This is a genomic window from Streptomyces sp. NPDC051677 (assembly GCF_044453465.1).
Taxonomy (GTDB): domain Bacteria; phylum Actinomycetota; class Actinomycetes; order Streptomycetales; family Streptomycetaceae; genus Streptomyces.
On the sequence record NZ_JBITCT010000004.1, the window covers coordinates 77,666 to 92,473 of the forward strand.

The following is a 14,808-nucleotide window of genomic DNA, read 5'->3' on the forward strand; positions in this document are numbered from 1 at the left end:
CGCACCGCCACTCCACGAAGGGATGGTCCTTCCCATGACTCAGCATGTCAGCGACGTCATGACGCGTGCCCCGGTGGCCGTCGAACCGCTGACCTCGGTGACGGTCGTGGCCCGGATGATGCGGGACGAGGACATCGGCGCCGTGCTGGTCACCGAGGGCGAGCGGTTGCGCGGGCTGGTCAGCGACCGCGACCTGGTGGTCCGCGCGATGGCCGAGGGCGGCGATCCGAACCGCATGACGGTGGCGGACGCGTGCAGCGACGATCTCGTCACGGTGAAGCCCGACGACGACCTCCGCCGTGCCGTGGAAGTGATGCGCGAGCATTCGGTCCGCCGAGTACCGGTCGTCGACGAAGGGCAGCACGCGGTGGGCATCGTCTCCATCGGCGACCTGGCCATCGAGCGCGACCCCGAGTCGGCTCTCGGCGACATCAGCTCCACGAGCCCCAACAAGTGACGCGCCCTCACCCGTACGACGCCGAGAGGAGCGTGCGCCATGACGACTCCCGATCCCGACCCGAGGCGCACGCTTGAAGGCGCCGGGCTTGGGACCGGCGTCTTGGGGTAACCGGGCCGTGTCGGCGGGGAAGCGGCGGAGCGCCTGGGGAGGTCTGCGCCGCTTCCCCGCCCCCTTTGCGACCTTCTCCTGTCAGCGGTACTCGGGCTGCCACATGGCGTCCTGGATCTGCTGGATGACGTCGTCGAGGCGGGCCGTCGCGACGTCCTCCTCGGCGGCGCGGCGGGCGACGGCCGCGGCGACCACGGCCGACGAGGTACGCAGGTTCCGCACCTCCGGCAGCAGCGCCGCGCCGTGCTGCGACAGGTCGGCGAGGCCGGCGACGGCTGCCGCCGCGGCCTGGAGCATGCCGTCGGTGATCCGCTCGGCGCGGGCCACCACCGCCCCCAGCCCCAGCCCCGGGTAGACGAGCGCGTTGTTGGCCTGGCCGATGACGTACGTCGTGCCGTCCAGCTCCGCCGGAGGCACCGGGATGCCGCTGGCGACCAGGGCCTTGCCGTCGGTCCACCGCAGCACGTCCTCCGGCATGGCCTCGATCCTCTCCGTGGGGTTGGACAAGGGCAGCACGACCGGCCGGTCCACGTGCCGGGCCATGGAACGGACCACGTCCTCGGTGAAGGCCCCGTGCCGGGTGGAGGTTCCCACCAGCACGGTCGGCTGCACCCGGTCCACCACGCCGGGCAGGTCGGCCGGCGTGTCGTCGGGCCACTCGTCGTCGGGCCGCGCGTACGGCTGCTGGTAGTCGCGGAGTCCCTCGGCGGACCGCCGCAGCAGGCCTTGGCGGTCCACGCACCAGATGCGGCGGGTGGCTGTCTCGCGGTCCAGTCCGTCGCGGACCATGGCGTCGCGCAGCTGGTCGGCGATGCCCACGCCCGCCGTCCCCGCGCCGAAGACCACGACCCGCTGGTCACGCGGGGGCGTGCCGGTGACTCGTGCCGCGTTCATGACGCAGGCCAGCGTGATCGCGCCGGTGCCCTGGAGGTCGTCGTTGAAGGTGCAGAGCTTCTCGCCGTACCGCTGGAGGAGTCGGCGGCCGTTGCCGGGGCCGAAGTCCTCCCAGTGCAGCAGCGCGTGCGGGAACAGCTCGCCGACCGCCTCCACGAACGCGGCGACGAACGCGTCGTACGCCTCTCCGCGCACCCTGGTGTGCCGGTTGCCGACGTACAGCGGGTCGTTGAGCAGCGCCTGGTTCCCGGTGCCGACGTCGAGCATCACCGCCACGGACCGCCCCGGGTGGATGCCCGCGGCGGCGGTGTAGACCGCCAGCTTGCCGACGGAGAGCTGCATGCCGCCGACACCCCAGTCGCCGATGCCGAGGAGCTGCTCTCCGTCGGTCGCCACCACCAGGTCGACGTCGTCGGGGCCGAGGCCCAGCGCCCGGAAGGCGGGACGGACGTCCTGCGGGCGGTCGACGGACAGGTAGACGCCGCGCGGCCGCCGGTATTCGTGGCTGTACCGCTTGACCGCCTCGCCCACGGTCGGGTCGTACACGATCGGCAGCAACTCGGGGAGGTGGTCGCAGAGCAGCCGGAAGTAGAGGACCTCATTGCGGTCGTGGAGCTGCTCCAGGTACACGTTCTTCGCCACGTCGTCCGGCTGGGCCCGTAGTTGCTCCCACGCACGTCGCGCCTGGAGTTCCAGGGACAGCACCCCGGGCGGCAGCATCCCGACCAGGCCGTGCCGTTCCCGCTCCTGCTGGGTGAAGGCGACACCCTTGTTGCTCAGCGGGTCCGCGAGCAGCGCGCGGCCGCTCGGTCCCTCGCGCCTGTGGACCATGGGGTCTCCTCACGTCGGCCGCGGCGCTTGCCGTCAGAACTCGTTCGTCACCTCGCACCCAGGTACCCCTCCCGACCCGACACACGCGACGGACGGCCAAGCGGAACCGGCTGCGATCACTCCGGCAAGCCGTCCAGAAGAGCCGTCATCGCCGCGGGCGCCGTGGCCGCGACGGTCGTGGCGCCACTGTCGGCGACGCCCGCGCAGGGGGCCTCCCCGGGCCAGGGCCCGAACCTCGACGGCAGGTCGGTGACCGTCACCTCTCACGACGGCCGGGTCGAGCTCGCCCTGCGTCTCGACGCCGGGACCGCGAGGTACGCGGTCACGGTGGACGGCGCCGAGGTCGTCCCGCCCAGTCCGCTCGGACTCACCCTGGACGACGCCGACTTCGTCCGAAGACGGTCGTCGTCGACTACGAACTCCTCCAGGGGAAGGTCTCCCGGGTCCGCAAGCAGACGACCGAGCGCGTCGTGTCGCTGCGCAACGCCAAAGGCCTGCCCATGGACCTCGTGCTGCGCGCCGACGACGAGGGGGTGGCCTTTCCGCTACCGCTTCCCGGACCGCGGCGACGGCGTCACCCACACCGTGGCCGCCGAGTCCACCGGGGTGACGCTGCGCGTCCCGGCCGACGGCGGCGCCCAGTTCACGCTGCCGTACACGGTCCAGAAGCCCAAGTGCCAGGAGTGGTACGTCCCCAGGGACCGGCACACGATCCCGGCGCTCGGCGACGCCACCGCCTCCCCGCGCGGCGCCTCCTTCCCGCTGCTGGCCCGCACCGCCGCGCAGGTCGCCGACACCACCCTCGCCACGGACTACTACGTCGTCCTCACCAGCGGTCGGGCCGCGGTGTGGTTGCACGAAGAGCAGGTCATCGAAGCGGACACGCAGTACGACAACCTCGACGTGTTTCTGTGGTCGGTCGTCCGGTACGAGGCCGTACGCGCCGGCGCTCTCGACCTGGCAGCGGTCGAGGCCGACTTCCGGTCCCTCGGGCAGCCGGGAGCGCTGACCCCGGAGATCGGCCTCCTCGCCTACATGTCCTGACACCGGCACATGTGCTGACACCGGCTGCATGCTGATCGGCCGTCCAGGCCACCCGCATCACCGTGCTCACACGCGTTCCACGAGCATCGCGACGCCCTGGCCGACGCCCACGCACAGGGTGGCCAGGCCTCGGCGGGCGTCCTCGCGCTCCAGCCGTCCCAGCAGGGTCAGCAGGATGCGGGCGCCGGAGCAGCCCAGCGGGTGGCCGAGGGCGATCGCGCCGCCGTCGGCGTTGACCTTCTCCTCGTCCAGCTTCAGCCGGCGGATCACGGCCAGTGCCTGCGCGGCGAACGCCTCGTTGAGCTCGACCGCCTCCAGGTCACCGGTCCCCCAGCCCGCGCGGGCGAGGGCCTTCTCGGTGGCGGGCACCGGGCCGAGACCCATCAGATGGGGCTGGACGCCGGCCGAGGCGGAGGTGACGATCCGGGCCCGCGGGGTGAGTCCGTGGCGCTCGACGGCCGCCGCGCTCGCCACGACCAGTGCGGCGGCGCCGTCGGAGAGCGGGGAGGCGGAGCCGGCGGTGACGATGCCGTCCTTGCGGAAGATCGTGCGCAGGCCGCCCAGCTTCTCCAGGGTGGTGGTCGGCCGCGGTCCCTCGTCGCGGGTCACCTGCCCGTCTCCGACCGGCACCGGGACGATCTCCCGGTCGAAGCGCCCGGCGTGCTGCGCGGCGACGGCCCGCTGATGGCTGCGCAGCGCGAAGGCGTCGGAGTCGGCGCGGGTGATGCCGTCGAGGGCGGCGACCTCCTCGGCGGTCTCCCCCATCGACAGGGTGACCTTCGCCGTCTCCGGCCCGAAGCCCGCCGGCGCCTCCCGGTCGGCGTCGGCGAAGCGCGGGTTGGTGAACCGCCAGCCCAGTGACGTGTCGTGCACCTGCCCCGGCTTGGCCCACGGGGCGCCGGGCTTCTCCATCACCCAGGGCGCGCGGGTCATCGACTCCACGCCCCCGGCGACGACCAGCTCGGCCTCGCCGGACCGGATGGCCTGCGCGGCACTCGCGACCGCGGTCAGGCCGGAGGCGCACAGCCGGTTGACGGTGTAGCCGGGCACGCCGTTCGGAAGCCCGGCGAGCAGGACGGCCATGCGGGCCACGTCCCGGTTGTCCTCACCGGCCTGGTTGGCCGCGCCGAGGATCACCTCGTCCACGGCCTCGCCAGGAATCCCGGCGCGCCGGACGGCCTCGCCGACGACCAGGGCGGCGAGGTCGTCGGGCCGCACCGAGGCCAGGACGCCGCCGTAGCGGCCCTGCGGGGTACGCGCCCCGTCGACCAGGAAGACGTCGTCAGGCATGGGCGCACTCCTCGACGGCGATGGGCATGCGATCCACCTCTTGACATGCAGTGGTACGGCTGGATTACTTGGCCGTGTCGCATGCTAACCGAATGTTCGGTCGGTTCACAGGGCGGCGGAGACGGCGCCGCGGCCCGCCGACGAGACGGCCGCGGTCGCAGCCCGCAGCATGGAGGCGAGGAGTCGCGATGAGCACTGAACCGACAGCCCCGGCCGTCGCCCGACCTCACCGGGGAGAGCCGCTCCCCCAGGAGCTGCTGGACGACGGCGAGCGGATGACCCGCGAGCAGCTGACGGAGCTCCAACTCGACCGCCTGCGGGCGACGTTGCGGCATGCGTACGACAACGTCGAGCAGTACCGGAAGAAGTTCGACGAAGCCGGGATCGGACCCGACGACTGCCACTCGCTGAAGGACCTGGCCCGGTTCCCCTTCACCACGAAGGCCGATCTGCGGGACACCTACCCCTTCGGCATGTTCGCCGTGCCCACGTCCGAGATCCGCCGCATCCACGCCTCCAGCGGGACCACCGGCCGCCCCACCGTGGTCGGCTACACGGAGAACGACCTGTCGATGTGGGCCGACGTGGTGGCCCGCTCGATCCGCGCCGCAGGCGGCCGCCCCGGACACAAGGTTCACATCTCGTACGGCTATGGGCTGTTCACCGGCGGCCTCGGCGCCCACTACGGGGCCGAGCGGGCCGGGTGCACGGTCATCCCCGCGTCGGGCGGCATGACCGCCCGGCAGGTGCAGCTCATCCAGGACTTCCAGCCCGAGATCATCATGGTCACGCCGTCGTACCTGCTCACGCTCCTCGACGAGTTCGAGCGTCAGGGCGTCGATCCGCGCTCCACCTCGCTGCAGGTCGGCATCTTCGGCGCCGAGCCGTGGACGGAGGAGATGCGCCGCGAGATCGAGGAACGCATGGACATCCACGCCGTCGACATATACGGCCTGTCCGAGGTGATCGGTCCGGGTGTGGCGCAGGAGTGCGTGGAGACCAAGGACGGGCTGCACGTGTGGGAGGACCACTTCTACCCGGAGGTCGTCGACCCGATCACGGGCGAGGCACTGCCCGACGGCGAGGAGGGCGAGCTGGTCCTCACCTCCCTCACCAAGGAGGCACTGCCGGTCGTCCGCTACCGCACCCGCGATCTGACCCGGCTGCTGCCCGGCACCGCCCGGCCCGCCTTCCGCCGCATCGAGAAGATCACCGGCCGTTGTGACGACATGATCATCCTGCGCGGGGTGAACGTCTTCCCCAGCCAGATCGAGGAGATCGTGCTGCGCACCCCCGGTGTCGCCCCGCACTTCCAGATCCAGCTGAGCCGGCGCGAGCGGATGGACCACATGACCGTCCTCGTCGAGGCACGCCCCGGTACGGGGCGGGAGCCGCGCGACGCCGCCGCCCGGGCGATCGCCCAGGGGATCAAGGACGGCGTCGGGGTGACCGTCGAGGTGAAGATCGTCGCCCCGGAGACCCTGGAGCGCTCGCTCGGCAAGCTGCGTCGGGTCAAGGACCTGCGCAAGGCGTGATCCGCTCGGCACGGAGCGCGGGCCGCCGGCGACCGCACCGGCCGACGCCCTGACGAGGTGCAGGTGCGCGGATTTAGTAGCCATGGACATAGTAGCCATGTAATGTATCGCCCATGAGCGAGAGCATGGGTTCCGAACGGGCCACGCCCGGTTACCTGGTGTGGCGGTTGTCGACGAAGTGGCGCGTGGCCGTCGACCGGGCGGTGGCGCCCCTCGGCCTCACGCACGCGCAGTACTCGCTGGTCGCCTCGCTCCACGGCATGCAGCGGGCCGGCGAACGCCCCAGCCAGCGCCGCCTCGCCGACCACACCGGGCTCGAGCCGCTCTACGTCTCGAAGCTCGCGCGCGCCCTGGAGTCCGCGGAGCTGATCGAGCGCACCCGCGACCCCCGCGATCCGCGCGCCGTCCAACTGGCGCTCACCGAACGGGGGCAGGACGTCACCCGCCGGGCCGTCCAGGTGGTCCAGGGGCTGCTGGAGCAGTTGCTGCAGCCGCTCGGCGGTCTGGACAGCGCACGGACGCACACGTTCAAGAGCGAGCTGGCGCTCCTGCTCGACGCGCCGCTCGAAACCACCGACGAGACCTCTCAGGAGCATGGATGACCTCAACGCCACAGCCCGCCAACGGTCGCACCATAGGCCTGGCGCACTACGCGGGCCGCGCCGTCCTGGAGCACGTCCTGACCCGGCACGACGCCACCTTCCAGCAGCAGATCACCCTCCGGAGGGCCGTCGTCGCCGACGGCCCGCTGGACCTCGGCACGCTCGTCGAGCGGGTCACCGCGGACCTCAAGGCGGACCCGGCCGGCGTACGCGCAAGCGTCGACTCACTGCTCGCCAAGGGGCTGCTGTCCGCCGACGGCCCGCTGATCAGCCCCACGGACGCCGGGCGCGACCTGTTCGCCGCGATCGGCGCCGAGACGGGCGAGATCTCGGCCCGGATCTACGCCGGGATCCCCGCGGAGGACCTGGCGACCGCCGGGCGCGTCCTCGCCCGCATCACCGAACGGGCCGACGCGGAGCTGGCGGCCCTGACCTCGTAGCCGTCCCGCCGTCCCCGCCGTCCCCACCGCCCCTGACGTCCCCGCCGTCCCGCCACACCCGGATGGTGGAATATTCAACCACTACTCCCGGTTGTCGGCGTCGAAGGAGGTCACGAGTGGACATGACATACGAGACGACGCGCGACTCCGCGTACTACGGTCACGGCACGCCGGCCGAGCGGTGGGAGCGGGCTCAGCTGTTCTTCGACGCGAAGGAGTACGCCGCCGCGGCGCGGGTGCTGGTCGGGCTGGTCGAGGAGGTGCCTGAGCAGACCGGGCCCCGGCTGCTGCTGGCGCGCGCCTACTACCACTCGGCCCAACTCCTGCGTGCCGAGAGTGAGTTGCGCGTGATCGTCGAGCGCGACCCGGTCGAGCAGTACGCCCGGCTGATGCTGGGCCGCACCCTGGAGCGGCAGGGGCGGCACGAGGAGGCGGGCCCGCATCTGCGCCTCGCCTCGGCGCTGGCGGGGGACTTCCCGGAGGCCTGACGCACCCCGCCCGCACAGCGCCGCAGCCGTGATCGCGTGACCCCACGCGTTCACGGCTGCGGCGCTCCGGACCGCCGAGCGCCATGCCGGCCCAACACCATGCCGGCGGAACACCATGCCGGTGGTCGCCGCCTTCCTGGCCGCCGAGCCGGACGGGCTCAGACGGCCGTGCGCCGCCCCCTTCGGTGCGCGATCTCCCCGAGGACGACGTCCACGACGATGAACCCGGCGAGCGGGATGCCGAGCAACGGGACGAAGTAGCCGACCACGGCGACCGCCGCCATCAGCGGGACGAGGACGTACGGCGGGACCTGCGCCCAGGCGCCGCGCGGGATCGGCCGGCCGAAGGCGGAGCCGCGGCCGCGCTGCCACCACATGCGGTAGCCCCACACGATCAGCAGGATCAGACAGAGCGCGAGCAGCATCAGCGCGATCTGGTTGACCAGGCCGAACAGGACTCCGGTGTGCAGGTCGATGCCCCAGCGGGTCAGCTTGGCGAGCAGCGGGTAGTCGTCGAAGCGCAGCACGTCGACGACCTTGCCGGTGGCCGGGTCGATCGCCACCGAGTCCTGCTTCTCGGGCCAGCTGCGCTGCACCTGCTTGACCACGTACGCGGAGGAGGCGTCGGCGGGCGGGACGATCTCGACCGGGTCGCCCAGCCCCTCTGCGCGCGCGGCGCCGAGGATCTTGTCGAGGCCGACGCCGTGCTCGGCGTCTCCGCCGCTGCCGGAGGCCGCGTCGTGACCGGCGTGCTCGCCACCGCCGCCGACGGCCGCCGAGACCGACGGGGTCGACTGGCCGACGGAGGTGCGCAGCTCGTCGATGTTGGCGCCCGCATAGGTCGACCAGGTCAGGCCGGTCGCGGACAGGAAGATGAAGCCGGCCGCGGCCCACGCGCCGACGGCGCCGTGCAGGCCGAGCGTGCGGCGCCGGCCGCTCGTGCCGCGCACCTTGCGCAGGGCGCGGCGGCGGGTGAACCACAGCACGAGGCCGCCGCCGGCGATCACCCACAGCCAGCTCGCGGCGAGTTCGCTGTACAGGCGGCCGTTCTCGCCGAGGTGCAGGTCGCGGTGGAACTCGTCGATCCAGGTGCGCAGCGGCAGCGCGCCGGTCGCGCCGTACTGCTCCAGCGCACCGCGCACCTTGGCGGTGTACGGGTCGACGAACACGGCGAGGGTGTGGCCGGAGTCGACGCCCTTGACGCCCGACAGCATCACCCGGGTGGTGGCGTCGTCCTCCGGGGAGGGGCGGACGGCCGAGACCGTGCCCTCGGGGTGGGCCTTGCGGGCGGCGTCCACCTGCGCGGAGATCGGCAGCTTGGCGTCGCCGACGGGCACGGTCATCTCGTGGGAGTACAGGAGCTTCTCGGCCTGGAACGCGCCGGCGTACAGGAACCCGGTGGTGGCGGCGACCAGCAGGAAGGGCGCCACGAACACGCCGGCGTAGAAGTGCAGGCGCAGCACCAGCGGGCGCAACGGGGCCCACGCACCACGGGACTTCGGCGCGGGGGCCGCTGCTTGCGGGGCCTCGTCCGATGGGGGTTTCCCCGCTCGAGCGGAGCCGGGAGTGGGGGAGGTCGAGGGAGCGGTGGACATCGGCGGGCTTCTCCGGGGTCAGGGGATCGGGGACCGGGGGCTCAGGACTGGGGGACGTTCTTCAGCCGTGACGCACCAGTAGTCGGAGGAGAGCACCCCCGAGTTCCCGCCACTTCGAGTGACCTGCGTCACACGGAGGCCGTCCATGGCATCCTGGCCGAATGTCATCTCCCAGTCCTCGCACGCCCCTTGCCGACCGGATCGAGGAACTCCTCGCCCCCGGCGGCCCGTTGCCCATCGTCGCGGCCGGCGACCCGGTCCTGCGGGCGGGCGCCGTGCGCTACGACGGCCAGCTCGACCCCGCGCTGCTGGCCCGGTTCGTGGAGGCACTGCGGGTCACCATGCACGCGGCGCCGGGCGTCGGGCTCGCCGCCCCGCAGGTCGGGGTGGGCCTGCGGATCGCGGTCATCGAGGACCCGGCGCCGGTGCCGGAGGAGGTGCGGGCAGCCCGCGGCCGGGTGCCCCAGCCGTTCCGCGTCCTGGTCAACCCGGCCTACGAGCCGGTCGGTTCCACCCCCGCCGCCTTCTTCGAGGGCTGCCTGAGCGTGCCGGGCTACCAGGCGGTGGTGACCCGGCACGCCGAGGTCCGGCTCACCGGCGAGGACGAGCACGGCCGGCCGCTGGACGAGGTGTTCGGCGGCTGGCCCGCCCGTATCGTCCAGCACGAGACGGACCACCTCGACGGCCTGCTGTACCTCGACCGCGCCGAACTGCGGTCGCTCTCCGCCAACCAGGCGGTGCTGGAGCGGTGGGCGCAGCCGACTCCGGCAGCGGCGGCGCAGGCGTTGAACTTCGAGCTGCCGTAGGTCAGTTGTCCCGGAACGCCTCCAGCAGTCGCAGCCAGACCTCGCTGATCGTCGGGTAGGACGGGACCGCGTGCCACAGGCGGGCGATCGGGACCTGGCCGACGACCGCGACCGTCGCGGAGTGGATCAGCTCGCCGACGCCCGGGCCGACGAAGGTGACGCCGCGCAGGATCTCCTCCTCCAGGTCGACGACCATCCGGGCGCGGCCCTTGTAGCCGTCGGCGTACAGGCCCGCGCCCGCCACCGAGGTCATGTCGACGTCGACGGCCCGCACCCGGTACCCGGCCTGTTCCGCCTCCGCGAGGGAGAGGCCCACCGCGGCGGCCTCGGGGTCGGTGAAGACGACCTGGGGGACGCACTGGTGGTCGGCCGTGGCCGCATGGGCGCTCCACGGATCGGCTGCCTGGAGAGGGGTTCCGGCCGCACGGGCGACGATCGCGGCTCCCGCGATGCGCGCCTGGTACTTGCCCTGGTGGGTGAGGAGGGCGCGGTGGTTGACGTCGCCGACCGCGTAGAGCCAGTCGGTGCCGGTGACGAGCAGGCTGTCGTCGACCGTCAGCCAGGAGCCGGGTTCCAGGCCCACGGTCTCCAGGCCGAGGTCGTCGGTGTGCGGGGCGCGGCCGGTGGCGAAGAGGATCTCGTCGGCCTCGATACGGTCGCCGGCGCCGGTGACGACCACGACGACGCCGTCCGCGGTGCGGGTCACCGACTCGACCGACGCGCCGGTGCGCACGTCGGCGCCGGCCTCGGTGAGCGCCTCGGCGACGAGTTCGCCGGCGAACGGCTCCATGCGGTTCAGCAGGCCCTTGCCGCGCACGAGCACGGTGACCTGGGTGCCGAGGGCCTGGTAGAGGGTGGCCATCTCGGTGGCGACGACTCCGCCGCCGACCACGACGAGCCGGCCCGGCACGGTCTGCGCGCTGGTCGCCTCCCGGCTGGTCCAGGGCTTGACCTCGGCGAGTCCGGGCAGGTCCGGCAGGACGGCACGGGTGCCGGTGGCGACGGCGACGGCGTGCCGGGCGGTGAGCACCTTGTCCCCCACGGTGACCGTGCGCGGGCCGGTGAGGCGGCCCTGGCCGCGGTAGAGGTCGGCGCCGATGCCGTCGAGCCACTGGGCGGCGCCGTCATCCGTCCAGTCGGAGGTGTAGTAGTTGCGGTGGGCGAGGACCGCGGCCGCGTCGAGGGGGCCCTGGACCGCCTGGCGCAGACCGGGCACGCGGCGGGCGTCGGCGCGGGCGATGACCGGGCGCAGCAGGGCCTTGCTGGGCATACAGGCCCAGTAGGAGCATTCGCCGCCGACGAGTTCGCTCTCCACGACCGCGGTGGTGAGACCGGCCGCGCGGGTGCGGTCGGCGACGTTCTCCCCCACGGGCCCGGCCCCGAGCACCACGACGTCGTACACGTTGGTTTCCGTTTCCGTCATGGGCCCAGTGTGGTGGGTGGTGTGGCCGGTGACCACACGGGTAGGGGCGCGGAATAGGTTTCCGGGTCGCCGTGTTGTGCGGACGGTTTCGCCCCCACAGGGAAGAGGGATTCAGGTCATGAGCAGCACCGTGGAGCTCACCAAGGAGAACTTCGACCAGACGGTCACGGACAACGACTTCGTCCTGATCGACTTCTGGGCGTCGTGGTGCGGGCCGTGCCGTCAGTTCGCACCGGTGTACGAGAAGGCGGCGGAGGACAACCCCGACCTGGTGTTCGGCAAGGTGGACACCGAGGCGCAGCCGGAGCTGGCCGAGGCCTTCGGCATCCGGTCGATCCCCACGCTGATGATCGTCCGGGACCGGGTCGCCGTGTTCGCCCAGCCGGGCGCGCTGCCCGAGGCCGCCCTGACGGACGTGATCGGACAGGCGCGCAAGCTGGACATGGACGAGGTCCGCAAGTCGGTCGAGGAGCAGCAGAACGCCGCCGACAGCCAGTGACCCCAGGGCCGGTCCGGCCCTAGAAGGGGTACGGCGCCACGTCTCCGCGCACCGTCGTCCAGCGCACGTCGGTGAAGGCCTCCAGGTTGGCCTCGCCGCCGAAGCGGGCGCCGGTGCCGGAGGCGGCGACCCCGCCGAAGGGTGCGACGGCCTCGTCGTTCACCGTCTGGTCGTTGATGTGCACGATGCCGGTCGGGATGCGTTCGGCGAGGTCGAGGCCGCGGGCGGCGTCCCGGGTGACGATGCCGAGCGCGAGGCCGTAGGAGCTGCGCGCGGCCAGGGCCGCGGCCTCGTCCGCCGTGTGGAAGGGGCGCACCGGGGCCACCGGGCCGAAGACCTCCTCCGCGTAGGCGGGGGTGGTGTCGTCGACGCCCGCGAGGACCGTCGGCCGGTAGAAGAGGTTCTCGTGCGTGCCGCCCGCGGCGAGCTTCGCGCCGGCCGCCGTGCTGGCCTCCACCAGGCCGTGCACCTTGGCGAGTTGGCCGTCGTCGATGAGCGGTCCGAGGTGGACCTGAGCGCGGTGCGGGTCGCCGACGGCGAGGGCGTCGGCCTTCGCCGCGAGCCGTTCGACGTACTCCTCGTAGAGGGAGGCGTGCACCAGGTGGCGGCCGGTGGTCATGCAGACCTGGCCCTGGTGGAAGAAGGAGCCCCAGGCGGCCGTGGAGATCACCGCGTCCAGGTCGGCGTCCGCGAGGACGATCATGGCGGAGTTGCCGCCGAGTTCGAGGTGGGCGCGCTTGAGGTGGCGTCCGGCGGCCTCGCCGACGGCGCGGCCGGCCGCGGTGGAGCCGGTGAAGGAGATCACCGGGACGCGCGGGTCGGCGACCAGGGCCGCGCCGGTCTCGGCGCCGCCCGGCAGGACGTGCAGCAGGCCCTCGGGCAGGCCCGCCTCCGCGAAGACCGCGGCCAGCGACAGGCCGCCGCACACCGCCGTGCGCGGGTCCGGCTTGAGGACGACGGCGTTGCCGAGTGCGAGGGCGGGGGCGACGGAGCGGATCGACAGGATCAGCGGGGCGTTGAACGGGGAGATCACGCCCACCACGCCGACGGGGACCCGCCGGGTGTACGACAGCCGGGGCGCCTCGCTGGGCAGGACCTGGCCGGCCGGGCGGGAGGCCAGGGCGGCGGCCTCGTAGCACTCCTGGGCGGCGACGTGCAGTTCGAAGTCGGCCTTGCCGGGGATGGAGCCGGACTCGCGGACGATCCACTCGCGCAGCTCCTCGGCGTGCGCGGCGAACAGGTCGCCGGCCTTGCGCAGCACTCCGGCGCGGACGAAGTGGGGAAGGCGCGCCCACTCGGCCTGTGCGGCGCGGGCGGCCTCGGCGGCCGGACCGACGTCCGCGCCGCTCGCCAGGACGACCGTGCCCAGCGCGTCGCCGGTGGCGGGCTCGGTCACGGTGTGCTGGGGGCCCGAGAGAGGGCGGGACTGCCAGGTCTGGGGGTCGAGCAACGGCATGACGGCTCTCCGATCAGTGAACCCACGGGACTGACGGCTCACACGGGAAGCGGAAGTCCCGTGCGGTCACCGCCAGTTGGGCGGCGGTGTGACGGGATGCGGTGAACCGCGCATCCCATCTGGTTGAGCGTGCAACATCCTAGTCATGCGTCCTGTCGGGAACGTGGGGACACAGCCGACGGACCGTGGGTCAACTGGAGTCGCGGTGCACGACCGTGGCTCCGCACTGTTCGGGGGACTCGGGGGTGGCCGTGGGGTTGCGGACCGCCTCGTCGAGCAGCCGGGCGAGGTCGCGGCCCGAGGGCAGCTCGATGCGGACGGTGCTGAGCCTGGGCCGCAGCAGTCGGCCGAGCACGAGGTCGTCGGCGCCGATGACGGCCACGTCCTGCGGTACGCGTAAGCCCGCGTCCTGCAGGGCGCTCATCAGCAGCATGGCGTACTCGTCGTTGTAGGCGAACACGGCGTCGAGGCCGAGGCCCCGCCACCGGGCGGCGAGGGCGGCCGCGGACTCCTCCGTGTAGACGAGCGGCAGCTCGGTGACGGTGGCGTCGGTGCCGTGCAGGGCCATGCGGGCGCCGGCGAGTCGGGGCGTGGAGAACACCTCCATGCCGGGCTCCTCGGGGACGACCACGCCGATCCGGCGGCGACCGCGGGCGTACAGGTGCGCGGCGGCGCTGTGGCCGACGTCGGCGTGGTCGAGGCGCACCGAGCGGGCGCCCTCGACCGCCACGGGGCTGAGGGTCAGCACGGCCCTGGCGCCGGACCGCTTGAGGACCGCGACCCCCTCCGGGCCGATGCCGGGGGTGGGCACCAGCACGGCGACGGGCCGCAGTTCGGCCCAGGCGCGGGCGGCGTCGTCGCCGCGCAGACCGGTGGCGCCGTACTGAACGACGGTGTAGTCGAGGCGGCTGAGCGCCCCCTGGAAGTCGTGCACGAACTGGCTGTAGAGGTGGCCTGCCGGGACGGGCAGGGTGGGCATCAGGACCATCCTGCTGTGTCCGGCGCGCAGGGTGCGGGCGGCCGCGTGCGGCACGTACCCGAGTTCCTTGGCGGCTTCGTGGACACGGCGGCGGGTGGGCTCGCTGATGCGTACGGCGCTGGTGTTGTTCAGGACGTAGGAGACGGTCGCGCGCGAGACGCCGGCCAGGCGGGCAACGTCGGCGCTGGTGGGCACGGGGCGGGGCGCCGGCGACTTCGTCGGCGCGGGCGTGTTCGGTATCTGCACCATGACGTACGGCATCTTGGCAGAAGCTGTGGGCGGGGTTCCGGGCGGGGGACGTCGAAATCCGAGACCCCACCGTCGACCGAAGTCGACCGAAGTCGACCGGTCGTGACCT

At 72.9% G+C, this 14,808-nt stretch carries 14 protein-coding genes; 8 read left to right on the plus strand and 6 right to left on the minus strand.

Annotation, left to right across the window (positions count from 1 at the left end; translation table 11 throughout):
* Positions 1 to 34 precede the first annotated feature (34 nt).
* Positions 35 to 457 carry a CBS domain-containing protein gene (locus tag ACIBAF_RS06180; RefSeq protein ID WP_399461927.1) on the plus strand — a complete coding sequence of 141 codons (423 nt, stop codon included), beginning with the start codon at positions 35 to 37 and terminating at the stop codon, positions 455 to 457.
* 192 nt (positions 458 to 649) lie between these two features.
* Here ACIBAF_RS06180 and ACIBAF_RS06185 read toward each other — a convergent pair whose 3' ends face one another.
* Positions 650 to 2,293: an NAD-dependent malic enzyme gene (locus ACIBAF_RS06185; RefSeq protein WP_399461928.1), complete on the minus strand. Its 1,644-nt coding sequence runs from the start codon at positions 2,291 to 2,293 to the stop codon at positions 650 to 652.
* 162 nt (positions 2,294 to 2,455) lie between these two features.
* Between ACIBAF_RS06185 and ACIBAF_RS06190 the strand changes: the two genes are divergently transcribed.
* Positions 2,456 to 3,337, plus strand: coding sequence for a hypothetical protein (locus ACIBAF_RS06190; protein WP_399461929.1), 882 nt, complete (start codon positions 2,456 to 2,458; stop codon positions 3,335 to 3,337).
* A gap of 66 nt (positions 3,338 to 3,403) precedes the next feature.
* Here the strand turns inward: ACIBAF_RS06190 and ACIBAF_RS06195 are convergent, their stop codons facing one another.
* Positions 3,404 to 4,627, minus strand: coding sequence for a thiolase family protein (locus tag ACIBAF_RS06195; protein ID WP_399461930.1), 1,224 nt, complete (start codon positions 4,625 to 4,627; stop codon positions 3,404 to 3,406).
* A gap of 188 nt (positions 4,628 to 4,815) precedes the next feature.
* Here ACIBAF_RS06195 and paaK point away from each other — a divergent pair, with 188 nt between their 5' ends.
* From paaK to ACIBAF_RS06215, 4 genes are all read left to right on the plus strand, one after another.
* Positions 4,816 to 6,162: a phenylacetate--CoA ligase PaaK gene (paaK, locus tag ACIBAF_RS06200; protein ID WP_399461931.1), complete on the plus strand. Its 1,347-nt coding sequence runs from the start codon at positions 4,816 to 4,818 to the stop codon at positions 6,160 to 6,162.
* 113 nt (positions 6,163 to 6,275) lie between these two features.
* A complete protein-coding gene (locus ACIBAF_RS06205; protein ID WP_399461932.1) occupies positions 6,276 to 6,764 on the plus strand; it encodes a MarR family winged helix-turn-helix transcriptional regulator in 489 nt (162 codons plus the stop codon).
* Positions 6,761 to 7,204, plus strand: coding sequence for a MarR family winged helix-turn-helix transcriptional regulator (locus ACIBAF_RS06210; protein ID WP_399461933.1), 444 nt, complete (start codon positions 6,761 to 6,763; stop codon positions 7,202 to 7,204). Before ACIBAF_RS06205 ends, ACIBAF_RS06210 begins: the two co-directional genes overlap by 4 nt.
* Before the next feature lie 122 nt (positions 7,205 to 7,326).
* Positions 7,327 to 7,692 carry a tetratricopeptide repeat protein gene (locus ACIBAF_RS06215; RefSeq protein WP_399461934.1) on the plus strand — a complete coding sequence of 122 codons (366 nt, stop codon included), beginning with the start codon at positions 7,327 to 7,329 and terminating at the stop codon, positions 7,690 to 7,692.
* A 158-nt stretch (positions 7,693 to 7,850) separates the two neighbouring features.
* On the opposite strand, the gene ACIBAF_RS06220 is transcribed toward ACIBAF_RS06215, so the two are convergent.
* A complete protein-coding gene (locus tag ACIBAF_RS06220) occupies positions 7,851 to 9,287 on the minus strand; it encodes a PepSY-associated TM helix domain-containing protein (protein WP_399461935.1) in 1,437 nt (478 codons plus the stop codon).
* 161 nt (positions 9,288 to 9,448) lie between these two features.
* Here ACIBAF_RS06220 and ACIBAF_RS06225 point away from each other — a divergent pair, with 161 nt between their 5' ends.
* The gene (locus ACIBAF_RS06225; protein WP_399461936.1) at positions 9,449 to 10,093 is read left to right on the plus strand and encodes a peptide deformylase; all 645 of its coding nucleotides are present in this window, start codon (positions 9,449 to 9,451) and stop codon (positions 10,091 to 10,093) included.
* A 1-nt stretch (position 10,094) separates the two neighbouring features.
* Here ACIBAF_RS06225 and ACIBAF_RS06230 read toward each other — a convergent pair whose 3' ends face one another.
* A complete protein-coding gene (locus ACIBAF_RS06230; RefSeq protein WP_399461937.1) occupies positions 10,095 to 11,516 on the minus strand; it encodes a dihydrolipoyl dehydrogenase family protein in 1,422 nt (473 codons plus the stop codon).
* A 118-nt stretch (positions 11,517 to 11,634) separates the two neighbouring features.
* On the opposite strand from ACIBAF_RS06230, the gene trxA reads away from it, so the two are divergent.
* Positions 11,635 to 12,015, plus strand: coding sequence for a thioredoxin (trxA, locus tag ACIBAF_RS06235; protein WP_399461938.1), 381 nt, complete (start codon positions 11,635 to 11,637; stop codon positions 12,013 to 12,015).
* Positions 12,016 to 12,034: 19 nt separating this feature from the next.
* On the opposite strand, the gene ACIBAF_RS06240 is transcribed toward trxA, so the two are convergent.
* Both ACIBAF_RS06240 and ACIBAF_RS06245 read right to left on the minus strand, forming a co-directional pair.
* Entirely contained in the window at positions 12,035 to 13,471 is a 1,437-nt protein-coding gene (locus ACIBAF_RS06240; RefSeq protein ID WP_399461939.1) for an aldehyde dehydrogenase family protein, read from the minus strand.
* A 190-nt stretch (positions 13,472 to 13,661) separates the two neighbouring features.
* Positions 13,662 to 14,699 carry a LacI family DNA-binding transcriptional regulator gene (locus tag ACIBAF_RS06245; protein ID WP_399461940.1) on the minus strand — a complete coding sequence of 346 codons (1,038 nt, stop codon included), beginning with the start codon at positions 14,697 to 14,699 and terminating at the stop codon, positions 13,662 to 13,664.
* Between the last annotated feature and the right edge of the window lie 109 nt (positions 14,700 to 14,808).

What these genes read in the sequence shown, in the direction of transcription:
- ACIBAF_RS06180 (WP_399461927.1), top strand. Translation starts at nt 35, where the DNA reads ATGACTCAGCATGTCAGCGACGTCATGACGCGTGCCCCGGTGGCCGTC.
- ACIBAF_RS06185 (WP_399461928.1), bottom strand. Translation starts at nt 2,293, where the DNA reads ATGGTCCACAGGCGCGAGGGACCGAGCGGCCGCGCGCTGCTCGCGGAC.
- ACIBAF_RS06195 (WP_399461930.1), bottom strand. Translation starts at nt 4,627, where the DNA reads ATGCCTGACGACGTCTTCCTGGTCGACGGGGCGCGTACCCCGCAGGGC.
- paaK (WP_399461931.1), top strand. Translation starts at nt 4,816, where the DNA reads ATGAGCACTGAACCGACAGCCCCGGCCGTCGCCCGACCTCACCGGGGA.
- ACIBAF_RS06205 (WP_399461932.1), top strand. Translation starts at nt 6,276, where the DNA reads ATGAGCGAGAGCATGGGTTCCGAACGGGCCACGCCCGGTTACCTGGTG.
- ACIBAF_RS06210 (WP_399461933.1), top strand. Translation starts at nt 6,761, where the DNA reads ATGACCTCAACGCCACAGCCCGCCAACGGTCGCACCATAGGCCTGGCG.
- ACIBAF_RS06215 (WP_399461934.1), top strand. Translation starts at nt 7,327, where the DNA reads ATGACATACGAGACGACGCGCGACTCCGCGTACTACGGTCACGGCACG.
- ACIBAF_RS06220 (WP_399461935.1), bottom strand. Translation starts at nt 9,287, where the DNA reads ATGTCCACCGCTCCCTCGACCTCCCCCACTCCCGGCTCCGCTCGAGCG.
- ACIBAF_RS06225 (WP_399461936.1), top strand. Translation starts at nt 9,449, where the DNA reads ATGTCATCTCCCAGTCCTCGCACGCCCCTTGCCGACCGGATCGAGGAA.
- ACIBAF_RS06230 (WP_399461937.1), bottom strand. Translation starts at nt 11,516, where the DNA reads ATGACGGAAACGGAAACCAACGTGTACGACGTCGTGGTGCTCGGGGCC.
- trxA (WP_399461938.1), top strand. Translation starts at nt 11,635, where the DNA reads ATGAGCAGCACCGTGGAGCTCACCAAGGAGAACTTCGACCAGACGGTC.
- ACIBAF_RS06240 (WP_399461939.1), bottom strand. Translation starts at nt 13,471, where the DNA reads ATGCCGTTGCTCGACCCCCAGACCTGGCAGTCCCGCCCTCTCTCGGGC.
- ACIBAF_RS06245 (WP_399461940.1), bottom strand. Translation starts at nt 14,699, where the DNA reads ATGGTGCAGATACCGAACACGCCCGCGCCGACGAAGTCGCCGGCGCCC.